Origin of the sequence: Notoacmeibacter sp. MSK16QG-6 (genome assembly GCF_024158145.1) — a bacterium.
Lineage (GTDB): Bacteria > Pseudomonadota > Alphaproteobacteria > Rhizobiales > Rhizobiaceae > Notoacmeibacter.
In genome coordinates this window covers 187,877-202,508 of the sequence record NZ_JAMYXM010000003.1, presented here as the reverse complement: position 1 = coordinate 202,508, position 14,632 = coordinate 187,877, and the positions used below count along the sequence as shown (strand labels likewise).

At 59.9% G+C, this 14,632-nt stretch carries 16 protein-coding genes; 6 read left to right on the top strand and 10 right to left on the bottom strand.

From position 1 onward, the window contains the following. The first annotated feature begins 8 nt into the window (after nt 1-8). A complete protein-coding gene (locus tag NIM86_RS12035; protein WP_253382446.1) occupies nt 9-791 on the top strand; it encodes a TerC family protein in 783 nt (260 codons plus the stop codon). A 29-nt stretch (nt 792-820) separates the two neighbouring features. Here the strand turns inward: NIM86_RS12035 and NIM86_RS12030 are convergent, their stop codons facing one another. Both NIM86_RS12030 and NIM86_RS12025 read right to left on the bottom strand, forming a co-directional pair. Further along, nucleotides 821-1,690, bottom strand: a complete 870-nt coding sequence (locus tag NIM86_RS12030) for an MBL fold metallo-hydrolase (protein ID WP_371872891.1) — start codon at nt 1,688-1,690, stop codon at nt 821-823. 99 nt (nt 1,691-1,789) lie between these two features. Further along, complete coding sequence (locus NIM86_RS12025) at nt 1,790-2,302, bottom strand: GFA family protein (protein ID WP_253382443.1); 513 nt, start codon at nt 2,300-2,302, stop codon at nt 1,790-1,792. Between the two features lie 150 nt (nt 2,303-2,452). On the opposite strand from NIM86_RS12025, the gene NIM86_RS12020 reads away from it, so the two are divergent. Together NIM86_RS12020 and NIM86_RS12015 are read left to right on the top strand one after the other, a co-directional pair. Continuing rightward, a complete protein-coding gene (locus NIM86_RS12020) occupies nt 2,453-3,199 on the top strand; it encodes a YebC/PmpR family DNA-binding transcriptional regulator (RefSeq protein ID WP_253382441.1) in 747 nt (248 codons plus the stop codon). Between the two features lie 58 nt (nt 3,200-3,257). After that, nucleotides 3,258-3,602, top strand: coding sequence for a SelT/SelW/SelH family protein (locus NIM86_RS12015; RefSeq protein WP_253382439.1), 345 nt, complete (start codon nt 3,258-3,260; stop codon nt 3,600-3,602). Between the two features lie 13 nt (nt 3,603-3,615). On the opposite strand, the gene NIM86_RS12010 is transcribed toward NIM86_RS12015, so the two are convergent. Then, nucleotides 3,616-4,047, bottom strand: a complete 432-nt coding sequence (locus NIM86_RS12010; protein ID WP_253382437.1) for a cupin domain-containing protein — start codon at nt 4,045-4,047, stop codon at nt 3,616-3,618. Nucleotides 4,048-4,203: 156 nt separating this feature from the next. Between NIM86_RS12010 and NIM86_RS12005 the strand changes: the two genes are divergently transcribed. Continuing rightward, the gene (locus NIM86_RS12005) at nt 4,204-4,932 is read left to right on the top strand and encodes a hypothetical protein (RefSeq protein ID WP_253382436.1); all 729 of its coding nucleotides are present in this window, start codon (nt 4,204-4,206) and stop codon (nt 4,930-4,932) included. Between the two features lie 107 nt (nt 4,933-5,039). On the opposite strand, the gene rpmE is transcribed toward NIM86_RS12005, so the two are convergent. Then, nucleotides 5,040-5,261: a 50S ribosomal protein L31 gene (gene rpmE / locus NIM86_RS12000; protein ID WP_253382640.1), complete on the bottom strand. Its 222-nt coding sequence runs from the start codon at nt 5,259-5,261 to the stop codon at nt 5,040-5,042. A gap of 200 nt (nt 5,262-5,461) precedes the next feature. Between rpmE and NIM86_RS11995 the strand changes: the two genes are divergently transcribed. Then, complete coding sequence (locus tag NIM86_RS11995) at nt 5,462-7,264, top strand: ABC transporter transmembrane domain-containing protein (RefSeq protein ID WP_253382434.1); 1,803 nt, start codon at nt 5,462-5,464, stop codon at nt 7,262-7,264. Between the two features lie 7 nt (nt 7,265-7,271). On the opposite strand, the gene NIM86_RS11990 is transcribed toward NIM86_RS11995, so the two are convergent. From NIM86_RS11990 to NIM86_RS11965, 6 genes are all read right to left on the bottom strand, one after another. Then, complete coding sequence (locus NIM86_RS11990; protein WP_253382432.1) at nt 7,272-8,297, bottom strand: peptidoglycan -binding protein; 1,026 nt, start codon at nt 8,295-8,297, stop codon at nt 7,272-7,274. A 4-nt stretch (nt 8,298-8,301) separates the two neighbouring features. Beyond that, on the bottom strand, nt 8,302-9,315 hold the full coding sequence (locus NIM86_RS11985; protein ID WP_253382430.1) for a MotA/TolQ/ExbB proton channel family protein: 1,014 nt from the start codon (nt 9,313-9,315) through the stop codon (nt 8,302-8,304). A 110-nt stretch (nt 9,316-9,425) separates the two neighbouring features. Further along, the gene (locus tag NIM86_RS11980; RefSeq protein ID WP_253382427.1) at nt 9,426-10,217 is read right to left on the bottom strand and encodes an inositol monophosphatase family protein; all 792 of its coding nucleotides are present in this window, start codon (nt 10,215-10,217) and stop codon (nt 9,426-9,428) included. Between the two features lie 87 nt (nt 10,218-10,304). After that, entirely contained in the window at nt 10,305-10,868 is a 564-nt protein-coding gene (gene efp / locus NIM86_RS11975) for an elongation factor P (RefSeq protein ID WP_253382425.1), read from the bottom strand. Between the two features lie 94 nt (nt 10,869-10,962). Beyond that, nucleotides 10,963-12,003 carry a tetratricopeptide repeat protein gene (locus tag NIM86_RS11970; RefSeq protein ID WP_253382423.1) on the bottom strand — a complete coding sequence of 347 codons (1,041 nt, stop codon included), beginning with the start codon at nt 12,001-12,003 and terminating at the stop codon, nt 10,963-10,965. Continuing rightward, the gene (locus NIM86_RS11965; RefSeq protein WP_253382421.1) at nt 12,000-12,668 is read right to left on the bottom strand and encodes a thiamine phosphate synthase; all 669 of its coding nucleotides are present in this window, start codon (nt 12,666-12,668) and stop codon (nt 12,000-12,002) included. Before NIM86_RS11965 ends, NIM86_RS11970 begins: the two co-directional genes overlap by 4 nt. Before the next feature lie 206 nt (nt 12,669-12,874). On the opposite strand from NIM86_RS11965, the gene NIM86_RS11960 reads away from it, so the two are divergent. Further along, nucleotides 12,875-14,506, top strand: coding sequence for an acyl-CoA synthetase (locus NIM86_RS11960; protein WP_253382419.1), 1,632 nt, complete (start codon nt 12,875-12,877; stop codon nt 14,504-14,506). The last annotated feature ends 126 nt before the right edge of the window (nt 14,507-14,632 follow it).

Below are 14,632 nucleotides of genomic sequence, written 5' to 3'. Positions count from 1 at the left end.
GAAGCATTATGGACGCCATCATCGAATCCTTCGCCTATATCGGTACGCCGGAAGGGATTGCCGCGCTCGTTACGCTGGTCGTGCTGGAGATCGTTCTCGGCATTGACAATCTGATCTTCATCTCGATCCTGACCAACAAGCTGCCCGCCGATAAGCAGACCAATGCAAGGCGCATCGGCATCGGCGCAGCGCTCATTCTTCGGTTGGCCCTATTGGCGACGATCTCGTTCATCGTGCAATTGACCGAACCGCTTTTCACACTTTTCGGTCACGGCTTCTCATGGCGCGACCTCATTCTTATTGCGGGTGGTCTGTTCCTGGTCTGGAAAGCGACGAAGGAAATTCATCACACCGTCGATCCAGACGATCCGAAAGAGAATATGGGCAAGGTCGGAACGCTGACGGTCGGCAGCGCGATCGCCCAGATTCTGGTGCTCGACCTCGTTTTCTCCATCGACTCCATCATTACCGCCGTCGGCATGACGGATGTTCTGGCCATCATGTTCATTGCCGTGATCGTTGCGGTGGCTGTGATGCTGATCGCAGCCGATCCGCTGTCGCGCTTCATCGCGGCCAACCCGACGGTCGTCATGCTGGCTCTCGGCTTCCTGCTGATGATCGGCATGACGCTGATTGCCGACGGTTTCGGCTTTCATGTGCCGAAAGGCTACATTTACGCGGCGATGGGCTTCTCGGCGCTGGTCGAAGGCCTCAACATGCTGGCGCGGCGCAAGCGGATGAAGGACAAAGCGGCGAGCGAAGCGAATAGTCCGGGTGCTTCGATCCACTAAAGGCGACAGCTTCCGAAGGGCTTGTCTCGTCAGACGCCTTTGAGAACGATAATTGTCGGGGTTTTCGGCAGCGTTCTGATGGACACGTCGATGCTGTCTTCAGTTTCGAAACGCACGTCGAAATTGCCGCGCACGCGCGTCAAAAAGTCCTCGATGGGCGAGAAGCGGCGATGCATCGGCAAAACGATCCGCGCCTGCAGTCGTTCAACCAGTTCAGCCATGGCGCCTGTGGAAAGCGTCAAGCCACCGTCGACCGGCACCATCACGATGTCGAGGCGTCCGATTGCGGCGTGATGTGCATCGGTCAGCGGATGATGAAGATGGCCCAGGTGTCCGATGCACAGATCGGCCACCTCGAAAATGAAGATGGAATTGCCGGCGACTTCCATGCCGTCGCCCCGGCGAATGTCCGTCGGCACATTGCGGATGAGCGCATCGCCGGTTGCAAGCCAATGCCGGGCCGGCTCGCCGCTCCCATCCGACCAGCCGCGAAGAACGTGAGCGATTTCCGGATCCGGAACGGGCGTCCAATGTGTTATGTGCGCATGGTTCATCGTGACAATGTCAGGGAGAGGACGTGAGCCGAACGATCCGGAAAAATCGGTCGCGATCCGCAGCCCCTGCGGTGTTTCGATGACGAAGGTGGAATGGCCGGCATAGCGAATGCGCACTGTTGGCGGCTCATAGGTGATCCAATGGCGCTCGGCATCTACAATGTTGGTTATCGCACGCGCCAGCCGGACCGGAAGCGCCTCTTTCTGCAAATCCTGTGCGATGAGCATACAGCGGCTCGCCGCCTGGTTCTGCGCCGCGGGGTCCATCGGTTGGAGCGGTGAGGCCGCGCGGGCCGACCCTGACGTGAGACAAATGCTTGCGAACAGGACGAGAGCGGGTGGTATAAGGACTTTCAGCATCGTGCGTCCTTCCATGTGCCGATGGGCAAGACCACCATACCGCCGGGTAAGGCGCAACGCTCGGCGTTCAACCTTTCCGAATTGTCATCTTCGCTGTCCGTTCCCGGCGCTTTCGAGGTCCAGCATTCGAGCCCATCGCGCCTTCAGCTTTTCGTAGTCCGGCGGCTGACCCTCATAGACAAGATCGTCTTCCGGAAAACGCAGGCCGCGGATGGCGCTCGACATCCAGATATGGCCGGCGGGACGTAGCCATGACGTGTCGTCCAGTGTTCCGGCCTTAATCGTGATGCGTCCGTCCGGTTCGCTGTCGAGGCTGCCGTGAAACAGCCGGACACCACAGGATGGACAGAAAGCGCCGGATTTTTCGGCTCCGCTATCGGCGCGCCACCTCGCGATTGCGGGCTCGCCCTTGACAGTCAGGGCTGCGCGCCGGATCAAAAGAGATGCGCCGGCGATCGAAGAGGATTGGTGCTGGCAGTTGGTGCAATGGCACAGATAGAAGGTGAGGGGCGTTTCGCTGATAGCGTAGCGAATTTGCCCGCACTGGCAGCTCCCGTGGAGCGGGAGGGGCGGCAACGTCACGTGGTCATCGGTCATTTCGGTATCAATTCCATGGTTTCGTCTCCGAAGCAAATGCACTATAAGCGCGCCCGATCCAGAGATTTTCGCGGGACGACCACCGGCAGCCAGACGCGCCGAATGAATGTGGTGCTGAAACGTCCCCAGAGCAGAGACGGGAGACACGCGATGGCAGGTCATTCGCAATTCAAGAACATCATGCATCGCAAGGGCCGGCAGGATGCTGCGCGTTCCAAGATGTTTTCCAAGCTGGCGCGTGAAATTACCGTCGCCGCCAAGATGGGCACACCCGACCCCGATATGAATCCACGCCTTCGCCTGGCCGTGAACAACGCCAAGGCGCAGTCGATGCCGAAAGACAATATCCAGCGCGCGATCAACAAGGCGTCGGGTGGCGATAGCGAGAATTATGAAGAAGTGCGCTATGAGGGCTACGGCCCTGGCGGCGTCGCCTTCATCGTCGAAGCGCTGACCGACAATCGTAACCGGACGGCTTCTAATGTGCGCACCGCTTTCACCAAGAGCGGTGGCGCGATGGGCGAGACCGGATCGGTCGCTTTCATGTTCGAGCGTGTGGGCGAGATCGTATACAAGCCGGAAGCAGGCGATGCCGAGGCGGTGATGGAAGCCGCTATCGAAGCCGGCGCCGAAGATGTTCAGTCCGACGAGAATGGCCACACGATCTACTGCGCTTTCGAGGATATCGGCGATGTGTCCGGAGCGCTCGAGGGCAATCTCGGCGAGGCTGAGAGCGTCAAGGCTATCTGGAAGCCGCAAACGACCACGCCGGTGGACGAGGAAAAGGCCGAAAGCGTTCTCAAAATGGTCGATCGCCTCGATGAGGACGACGATGTGCAGAATGTCTACGCCAATTTCGAAGTGGACGACGAGACGCTGGCAAAGCTTTCCGCCTGATCGCTTACGGGCAGTTTATCGTGCCCGTAAATCCCTATCCGAACGAGGACACGGCATCATGATCGCGACACCCGACGCCCCTGTAGGACAGGACCTTGACGCATCGGCCGATAGGCAGGCCGGTCGCGGGCCGCGGATCGCAATCACCTATTGCACGCGATGTAACTGGCTGCTGCGCGCCGGTTGGCTCGGCAGCGAATTGTTGTCGACCTTCGCGACGGAAATCGGCGAAATCGCGCTGATCCCGGATGCGACCGGCGGCGTCTTTACCGTCGATGTCGATAATCGGCGCGTATGGGACCGTGCTGCCGAAGAGCGGTTCCCGGAAGCCAAGGAATTGAAGCAGCGTGTGCGGGATATCATCGATCCCGACCGCGATCTCGGTCACGCTGATCGCGACTGACGCCGTTTGGAGCTTACGCGACCGGTTCCCAACCGGGTTCGGCCAGTTCGAAGCCGGAAAAGTCGAAGCCTGGCGAAACCGTGCAACTTACGAGGACCCATCCGCCTAGTGGTCGGGCAGCCTGCCAGGCATTGGCGGGGACCAGGGCATGGGGCAGGTCGCCATCGAGCAATTCAGGGCCTAGCCGAAACGCTGCCGGCGTATCTTCGCCTTCGGCAAGGACACGCAGTTCCAGCGGCCCGCCCGCATGCCAGAGCCAAAGTTCAGCGGCATCCACTCTGTGCCAGTGGCTCTTCTGGTCCGATTCGAGCAGAAAGAGGATGGCGGTACCTACGGACCGTCCCTCCGCGCCATCTGGTCCGCGCCAGGTCTCGCGGTACCACCCACCTTCGGGATGAGGCAGCAATTGGAAGCGTTCGATAATGCGTTGGGCCTGTTCGCTCATGACGCTCGGTTGGCTATGAATAGAGTGATTTCCGACAGTTAGCACCAATTTGCCGCCGCTTCTAGCGAAGCTTTCCTGTGGCTGTCATAATTTCGGCTTGAAACTCTGCAATAGTCTTCAAAATCATCCTGATAATTCAACCCGAGTTCTTCAACAATGCTCACCTTAACCCGCCTGACTGTCTGCGCGGCATTGCTTTCCGCGCCACTTGCGACGCCCGCATTTGCGCTGGACGGGCTCGAGGAAAAGATGATCGACCGTCCGCCGGATAATTACATTGCGGTGCAGGAAGCGCAGCAGGACGAGCGCGAGCGGCTGGCTGCCGCCGGGTCGGAGCGCGGTAAGGAACTGATGCTGTCGTCCTTTACGGGAAAGACAACGTCGTCCAATGCCGTAGCGAAACATCTCAAAGCCGCCCAATCTGCTGACGAGCCGCAGGGGAGTGGCCCGACCGATCTTTTCTCGCGTCTGGAAGGCAAGTGGTCAGGTAAGGGCGATACCTATCTCGATCGTCTCGGCAAGGAACTTTCGGTCTCTTGCGATTTCTCGATCGATCGGAAGCAGACGGACGTCTCGCTTGAAGGTGAGTGCGGGGCGCTCTTTCTCAAACGCGCCATCGGCATTCAGCTCAATCCGAAAGACGGCGGTAAGATCGATGGTACTTATCTGGCCTTGAAGGAAGGGCCTACCCGTCTCGAAGGTCAATTGACTGCACCGGACACCATGTCGCTGACGATGCACTGGCCGAAAGTCGTGATGGGCGACCGCATTGCCACTATGAAACTCATCCGCACCGGTCCTGACAGCTTCCGCCAGATCGTTTCCGACAAGCAGAACGGCAAGGAACGTGTGACGAGCGATATCACGTTCGAGCGAAAAATCTGAACCAGCCAGCTATGCTGATGACAGGATAAACGAAACCCCCGCCGCGAACGTCGCGGCGGGGGTTTTTGCATTCCGATCCTGCCCAGTGGCAGAGAAGCAATCGGCAATCAGATGCCCAGATTGCCGAATCTGTTCTTGAAGCGTGATACGCGGCCGCCACGGTCGACGAGGTTCTGCTGACCGCCCGTCCAGGCCGGATGCGTGCGAGGATCGATGTCGAGATTCAACGTGTCACCTTCACTACCCCAGGTCGAACGGGTCTGATAGCTCGATCCGTCGGTGAGGTTCACGGTAATGGTGTGGTAATCGGGATGGATATCGGCCTTCATTGTCGCGCTCTTCATTCCTACGTTTCGACAGGATCGGAGCCGCCTCGACGATACTCCGGAACGGCCCTGCCATAAATTGTTCCGCTAAAGGCGGGCTGGCTATTGGTCGCCCTTGGCCCGCGCGTTTCGCGTGCCTATACAGGAGCCGGGATTTTGGGGCAAGGCCGTAGCGGCAGCTTGCGGCTCGAAAGGGAACGATCATGGCGCAGGCAACTTTAACGGAAGAAAAGCGCCGCCGTAATCTGGCGCCGCTGAAGGCGCTGCTGCCTTTTGTCAAGCGCTATCCCGGAAAGGTCGTCGGCGCGCTGATCTTTCTGTCGCTGGCTGCACTGACGACGCTCGCCATTCCCGTCGCTGTTCGACGCATGATCGATCACGGGTTCGACGACGCCAATAGTGGCCTGATCGGCGCCTATTTCGGCATGCTGATCGTGATGGCCGGGCTTTTGGCGGTCGCGTCGGCGGGCCGATACTATTTCGTTATCACTTTGGGCGAGCGGGTGGTTGCCGATCTGCGCGAGGCTGTTTTTTCCCACGTCACGCGGTTGTCTCCGGGATTTTTCGACCTCAATCAGAGCGGCGAGATCGTTTCGCGGCTGACAGCCGATACGACGCAGATCAAGAGCGCGGTCGGGGCAACCACATCCGTCGCCTTGCGGAACAGCCTTCTGGTGATCGGCGCGATCGCCATGATGGTGGTCACCAGCCCCAAACTCTCTGCGATGGTTCTGGCGGTCATACCGATCATCGTGCTTACCCTCGTCGGTTTCGGCCGCAGTGTGCGTAGGCGCAGCCGTGCGGCACAGGATACGCTCGCGGAGGCCACTGCCTTTGCGGCCGAGCAGATTGGCGCCATCCGGACGCTGCAGGCCTATAATGGGGAACCTGCCGTGCGCCGCTATTTCGCCGGCGCAGTGGAAACCGCATTCCAGGCAGCGCGCGCATCGATCAAGGCGAGAGCGCTTCTGACATTCGTAGCGATTTTCGTGATTTTCACGTCTATCGTTGCGGTGCTCTGGTTCGGTGCGCGCGATGTGATGAACGGGCAGATGAGTCCCGGCACGCTCAGCCAGTTTCTGCTCTACTCCGTGTTCGCTGCGGGCGCGCTCGGCTCTCTTTCAGAGGTGTGGGGAGAATTGTCGCAGGCCGCCGGGGCGGCGGAGCGGCTGGTCGAACTTCTGGACGAGACGCCCGGCATCGTCGCGCCGGAAAAGCCATCGAAGCTTCCCGCGACGATCGATGGCCGCATCGTTTTCGAAGACGTGTCCTTTTCTTATCCGGCGCGGCCCGACCTACCGGCGCTGCATAGTATGAACTTCACGGTTGAGCCGGGTGAAACCGTTGCCATTGTGGGTCCGAGCGGAGCCGGTAAAAGCACGATCTTCGGCCTGCTTCTGCGCTATTACGATCCGCAGTCGGGTCACGTGAAACTGGATGGCGTGCCAATCGAAACCGTTGAACCTTCCGATCTGCGCGGCGCTCTGGCCGTGGTGCCCCAAGACCCGACCATCTTCGCAGCCTCTGTCGCCGACAATATCCGCTTTGGACGGCCAGATGCGGACGATGCCGCTATCGCCGCCGCGGCGGAGGCCGCCAATGCGACGGACTTTATCGCTGCAATGCCGGAAGGTCTCGATACGCCGGTAGGCGAGCGCGGTGTGACCCTGTCCGGCGGTCAAAAGCAAAGGATCGCGATCGCGCGTGCGATTCTGCGTGATGCGCCGGTTCTCCTGCTGGACGAGGCGACCAGCGCTCTGGACGCGGAAAGCGAAAACGCTGTGCAGGCGGCCTTGGAAACCCTGATGGAAGGGCGGACCACCATCGTGATCGCCCATCGCCTCGCGACAATCCTGAAAGCAGACCGTATTCTGGTGATGGAAGACGGACGCGTGGTGGAAGAGGGCACCCACGGCACGCTTACCAAGCGCGACGGTCTCTATTCGCGACTGGCGGCCCTTCAGTTCGATACCGCGCAGACCCCGACTCGTGTCGTTGGAGTTTGATCCGCCGTCAGCGGGTGGTGAGCTTCAGTTCGATACGGCGGTTTCGACGCCGCGACTCGTCATCGTCGCCATCCGCCAGAGGCTGATTGTCGGCAAAGCCGGTTGCGGCAAGGCGATCGGCTGGGACACCCTGATCGACCAGGTATTTGACGACTGCAATGGCGCGCTGTGCAGAAAGCTCCCAATTGTCCCGGATGCGGCCGGTGCCGGAAAGAGGAACATTGTCGGTGTGCCCGTCGACACGAAGAATCCAGTCCAGCTCGTCCGGGATTTCCTGACGTAGTTCGTTCACCGCCTGCGCCAGCTTGTTCATCTCGTCCTGCCCGGCCGGGTTCAGGTCTTCGGAGCCGGATGAAAACAGCACTTCGGACTGAAAGACGAAACGGTCTCCAACAACGGAAATGCCCTCCCGGTTTTCCAGAATTTCGCGCAGTCGTCCGAAGAAGTCGGACCGGTAACGGTTCAGTTCCTGAACGCGGCGGGCGAGCGCCACGTTCAGCCGCTGGCCAAGATCGGCAATCCGCGTACTGGACTCGCGCTCCTTGGCTTCCGAAGCTTCCAGCGCATCCTCTAGCGCTGCGATCTGTCGGCGCAGAGCGAAAATCTGCTGGTTGAGGATTTCGACCTGGCTGAGCGCCCGCTCCGAGATGGCCTGTTGTTCGTTTAGATCGCTCGAGAGGTCATCGATTCTCACGGCCGCTTTCTCATCGTTGCCGGCGCCTTCGTTCAACAAGGCCTGCAAGCGGCTTCTATCGGACTCCGCACTCGCCAGGCTTGCGCGAAGAGCCGCCAGTTCCTGGTCACTGTCGGAACTCGATGCCCGTTCCAGCGCCAGAAGGCGGGTCAATTCGCTGATCTGGCTGTTGAGCCGAACCAGCACATCGTCCTGACCCCGGATCTGCTGTGTGAGGATGAATTGCGCCACGGCGTAGATCGACAGAAGAAACGTAAAGACAAGCAGGAGCGTGGCCATGGCGTCGACGAAACCGGGCCAGTAGTCGACACTGGAGCGCGCGCGCCGCCGTAGAGCCATGGGCTCAGCCGTCCTGCCGCTCGCGCTCTTCCAGCGCGGCGGTCAGCCGGTCGAGGGTCTGGCGCATTTTCTGTTGCTCCTGCGCCTGAGCGTTCATCCACTCACGCAGCATCTGCTGCTCGCCGCGCATGTTGCGCACGAGGCCGGAAATACCTTCGGCAAGCGAGCCCATCGCATTGGTCATGCGGGGACTGGCCCCGCCCTCCTGCAGGCCCTTCAGGCTTTCCGCCATGGCCCGCATCTCGTCGGAACTGGTGCTTTCCGGCACGAGGTCGGAATCGAGCGCGGTGACAGAGGAAAGCCAGTTCTCCAGTTCCGTGTAGAAACGCGTCTGGGCGCGACCCGCCTGCAATTCCATAAAGCCGAGAACGAGCGAACCGGCGAGACCGAAGAGTGAGGAAGAAAACGCGGTGCCCATGCCCGACAGGGGTTCCGATAGACCCGTCTTCAGCGAATCGAGAATATCCGGTCCAGCCGTCGCCGCCGGGTTGAGCGACTGGATCGTATCGCCGATGGAACCGATGGTGCGCAGCAGACCCCAGAAGGTGCCGAGTAGGCCGAGAAAGACGAGAAGGCCGACAAGATAGCGAATCACGTCGCGGCTTTCATCGAGCCGCGTGGCAATGGAATCGAGGATGGAGCGCATGGCCGCGGGGGTGAGCGCCGTGGCTGTCGAGCGCATCAATAGCGAGCGCATCGGCGCAAGAAGAACGGGGTCGCGCTTCGATTCCAGGCCTTCGCGGAAAGAGTTGACCCATCCGACCTCGCGGAAGAGTCGGACCACCTGTCCGAAAGCCAGAAGAATGCCGACGATCAGGACGCCGAGAATCAGGCCGTTCAGTCCCGGATTGGTCATGAAGGCGGAAATGATCTGTCTGGACAGGATGGCGACAAGGAAGCCGAACAGGATGAGGAAGATTACCATCGACAGCAGGAAGACCCGTGGCGATGAAAGCCGGCCGGGATCGTATGAGCGAGGCGGCCGTTCCGCCGTCAGATCATCTTCTGTCACCGCCATCGCGGTTTCCTCCTTCCGCCCGTGTGGCGTTCGCCTCGTCGAAGGCGAATCTTACACGCTTATATGGGCTTGCATAGCGGAAACAAAAATTCGGCCCGCCCGCGTCGGTCCTACAGGCCCTTGTTGACCGTCCGCTCAAGCTCACCAATCAGCCGTTCGTTTGCGGCCAGTATCGTGCCGGTGCCGAACATGTCGTCCCGCCCGTGAATATCGGAAACGAAGCCGCCCGCCTCGCGCACCAGCATCATGCCGGCGGCGATGTCCCATGGTTTGATATTCTGCTGAACGATTGCGTCGAAACGTCCGGACGCAACCCATGCAAGATCGAGCGCGGCTGAACCAAGCGAGCGGATGCCGCCGGAATTGGCCATGAGATTGCGCAATTGCCGGCCAGCATTGGCATGGTCGGGGCGGCCGAGATGGGGAATCGATAGCGAGACGAGGCCATCGGTCATCTGACGCCGGTTGGCGACCCGCAACCGACGGTCGTTGAAGAATGCCCCTTTGCCCTTTTCGGCAGTATAGAGCTCGTCCATAATCGGGTTATAGATAACGGCGGCAACGATCTGACCTTCACGCTCCAGCGCAATGGAAATGGCGAAGATCGGAATGGCGTGCAGGAAATTGGTCGTTCCGTCGACCGGATCGACGATCCAGCGGTGGGATGAATCCTTGCCTTCTACTTCACCGCGCTCTTCCATCAGAAAGCCGAAATCGGGACGCGCATGAGACAGTTCGTCGAAGATCGTCTTTTCGGCTTCGAGATCGGCTTTGGTGACGAAATCACCGGGTCCCTTGACCGAAACCTGGAGATTCTCGACCTCTCCAAAGTCCCTGGCGAGACGGCGGCCGGCCTTGGCGGCAGCGCCGACCATCACATTCATCAATGCTGAGCGGGCCATGATGTCCTTTCGAGGGTCTTCTTTAGCGGAAGTCGCGCCCTTCAGCGCGGCCTTTCACTGCCAGGGCAAACGCAATCGGCGAGGCGATCAGTTCGCCCGGCTCACATAAGTGATGTCGTTGGTGTCGACGATAATCTTTTCACCGGCCTCGATGAAAGGCGGGACCAGAATGCGAATACCGTTTTCGAGAACGGCAGGCTTGTAAGAGGAAGACTGCGTCTGGCCCTTAACCACCGGATCGGCCTCGGCAATCTCCAGAGTGACCTGATCGGGTAAGGAGATGCCAATGGGCTTTTCCTCGTAAAGCTCGACCGTTACCGTCATGCCGTCTTTCAGGAACGCCGCGCGGTCGCCGACGAATTCCTGCGATAGCTCGAGCTGGTCGTAGGTTTCGCTGTCCATAAAGACCAGCATGTCTTCCTGGGCATAAAGATAGGTGAAGTCCTTCTGCTCAAGGCGGACGCGCTCGACCGTTTCGGACGCGCGGAAACGCTCGTTCAGCTTGGTGCCGTCAATGGCGTTCTTCAGTTCGACCTGATTGAACGCACCGCCTTTGCCGGGCTTGACGTGATTGGTCTTCACCGCGACCCAGAGCCCGCCATTGTGCTCGATCACATTACCGGGGCGGATTTCGTTGCCATTGATCTTCATCGGGTAGCCATTTGTTGGAGAATTTCACGCTGTCGGGGCCGTCCAATGGCCCAAAACGTCCGCCGAAACAAGACCGGGCCGCTGGCGGGCCATGTCAGCGTCGATTGGCGCGCTCGAGAGCTTGCTGCTTCTGTTTGCCTGAAAGCCCGTCCATCAGATCGTCCAGCTCCGGATCGCGCAATCCGGCGCGCCGAGCGACGATGTACCAACTTGCCGCCTCGATCGTATCGGGGTCGGTGCCATAGCCGTAGATATACGCCTTGGCCAATTGACTTTGCGCGGCGACATTGCCGCTGCGCGCTGTCTGCCGCAGCAGACGGAAGCCCTGATCGAAATCGCGTTCGCCGCCCTTGCCGGAAAACAGCCATGTTGCGAGTTCCACCCGCGCGGCCGCCATGCCTCCCTTTGACGCCTTGGCGAGCCATTCGCGCGCTTCGGCCATATCACGGGTGACGCCGTCGATTTCACCGGATAGCCAGTTGGCATAGGCATATTGCGCGTCGGGGACGCCTTTCCTTGCAGCGGCCTGATACCACCGGGCCGCTTCGCTCACGTTCTTGGCATTATTGGTCCCGAGCAGGCGTTGCGCATAGTTGAACTGCGCATTGGCATTGCCGCCCTCGGCGGCCTGTTTCAAAAGCCTTTCGGCAAAGGCTTCGTTCTTTTCGACATATTCGCCATCGAGCAGCATCAGCGCATACTGGAACTGCGCGGCCGGAACGCCGGCCTCTGCTGCCCGGGCGTACCACTCGGCTGCTTTGTCGTGATCCGTCGGCACACCAAGTCCGCCAGCATAGATCTCGCCAAGCAGTGTCTGCGCGGCAGGATTGCCGCTTTCGGCCAGAGGCGTTGCGAGACGTATGGCGGTCAGAAACCGCCCGAGTTGAAAAGCGGTGAAAGCGACATCTTCCGGCTTTTCACCGAAACGACGCTCGTCGATCTCGTTTTTCAGATCGCCTTTCTGCTGTCCCGTGGGAAGCTTCGCGCCATCGGATTGGCTCTCGGTTGGCGGCAGCAGACGGCTGCCGGTTTCGCTGTCGGCATTGTCGAGCACTTCACCAGGCTGGTTCGTCTCGGCATGAGCGATTGACTGGGCGGCGACGATCAAAAGCAGTCCGACGAGTAGCCGTCTCATCCATTGTCCTCGTCGCTGAAGCGGGGCGCTCCGGCATCCAGCATCTCGTTAATTGCGGCGACTCGCTCTGCCGGGCTTTCCGGGCCGGAAAACACAGCCGATGACAAGGCGACGAAGTCGGATCTGGTTTCGGCTACGGCGAGAGCGCTTTCGGGAATCGAGCCGCCCATCGTGACACAGGGGATTGCAACCATCTGCGCCCACCATTCGGCCATCGCAAGATTGCGAGGATGCGGGTCCGGCTTGTTGTCATAGCCGATCCGCCCGAAGAACAGATAGTCCGGCTGCGCTTCTCCGAGTTCCAGTGCGTCATGTCGCGTTTTCGCACCGCCAGCGCCGAACATGAGCTTGCCGTCGAACCGCTCCATCGTTTCGGCCATTGTGGCGCGCGCATCTTCCAGATGCACGCCATCGGCGTTGCAGCGCCCGGCAATGCGGGTATCGTCGACAACCATCACGGCGATGTTCTGCTCGTGGGCGATGCCGATGACCTCTTCGGCGAGCGCCTGAAAGGCCTGCTCCTGCCGCTCGCCGGCAGAAAGAATGATCGACGCCACATCGCCGCCCGAAAGGGCCGAGCGTATCGCGGTCATCAATTGGCGGTCGTCCGTCATAGGGGGCGTCATCAGGACAAGGCGGCAGCGGTCGGATGGCGTATCGGTCATGATCTCCTCGGGCCGATCGGTTTGGCCTCTCTTGGACCGGGCTTCATGGCCTTATCAAGGCGATATCCCTTCGACGAAGAGAGAAGACGAGCTCTGGTCTCTCCTGTCGGCCCGCCAATTCTTGCCATTGCTCATGGACTTATACGATTGCGGTTGTCGTCTGCCGGCCTATTCTCATGACCGGTGAGGACCGGAGGAGGCAAACTATGACGGACATTTACAAAAACGGTCTCGATAAATGCGCGGCCAACTACCAGCCGATGAGTCCGCTCTCCTTTTTGAAGCGCGCGGCGGAGGTCTGGCCGGACCGCACCGCCATCATTCACGGTTCGCTACGGCGCGATTACAAAACGTTCTACGAACGATCCCGCAAGCTCGCCAGCGCCTTACAACAGCGCGGCATCGGCAAGGGCGACACGGTGACGGTGATGCTGTCCAACACGCCGCCCATGCTGGAGTGCCATATGGCCGTGCCGATGGCTGGGGCTGTGCTGCACAGCCTGAACACCCGGCTCGATGCGGCGATCATTGCGTTTCAGCTCGATCATGCCGAATCGAAGGTCGTGATTGTCGACCGCGAATTTTCGAACGTCATGAAAGATGCGCTGGGCCAGGCCAAGGTCACGCCGCTGGTCGTCGACTATGACGATCCCGACTACGGCGATGACGCGCCTTACCCCAAGGGCGAGCGGATCGGCACGTTGGACCACGAGGCGCTCGTAGACGAGGGCGATGCGGCCTTCAACTGGTCGTTGCCGAACGATGAATGGGACGCCATAGCTCTGAATTACACGTCCGGTACGACCGGCAACCCGAAAGGCGTGGTTTATCACCATCGCGGCGCAAGCCTGATGGCGTACAACAATACCGTCCATGCTGCGGTCGGTAACGGCTCGGTCTATCTTTGGACCTTGCCGATGTTTCACTGCAATGGCTGGTGTTTTCCGTGGACGCTGGCGCTGACAGGCTCGACCCATGTCTGCCTGCGCTGGGTCCGGGCCAAACCGATATACGACGCCATCGCCGATCATGGGGTGACGCATCTATGTGGCGCGCCGGTGGTGATGAGCCTTCTGATCGACGCGCCCGAAGCCGAACGGCGTGATTTTCCGCAGGACGTCACATTCAATACGGCCGCTGCGCCGCCGCCGGGCGCGGTGCTGGCCGCGATGGCCGATGCCGGTTTCAATGTGGTGCACCTTTACGGACTGACCGAGGTTTACGGACCTGCCGTCGTCAATGAGTGGAAGGCCGAGTGGGATGCGCTGGATCGCGAGAAGAGTGCGGCCAAGAAGGCGCGGCAAGGCGTTCGCTACGCCGGACTTGAAGATATGACTGTGCTCGACCCGGAAACCATGAAGCCTGTTTCAGCGGACGGGCAATCGATGGGGGAGGTCATGTTCCGCGGCAATATCGTCATGAAGGGATATTTGAAAAATCCCGAGGCGACGGCGGAAGCGTTTGCCGGCGGGTGGTTTCATTCCGGCGATCTCGGCGTGCTCCACGAAGACGGCTATGTTGAACTGAAAGATCGTTCCAAGGACATCATCATTTCCGGCGGGGAGAATATCTCCTCCATCGAAGTGGAGGACGTGCTCTATACGCATGCCGCGGTCTCGACCTGCGCGGTCGTGGCCCGGCCCGACGATAAATGGGGTGAAACGCCCATCGCCTATGTCGAATTGAAGCCGGGGCATGAGGTGGATTCGGACACATTGAGGACGCACTGCATGGAGCGGCTGGCACGTTTCAAGGTGCCAAAAGACTTCATCTTCGAGGAAATTCCAAAGACGTCGACGGGCAAGATCCAGAAATTCATGCTGCGGCGACGAGACTAAGAAGCGGTCTTCTCGAAAGGCGGGCGTCGCAATCCTTTCCAAGGCGAGAATCGAGAAGGTTGATAAATCGACTCTCGTTAGGTCTTTGTTAACCTTTTTGCGGCATGTTCTTCATATCCGGTTCAC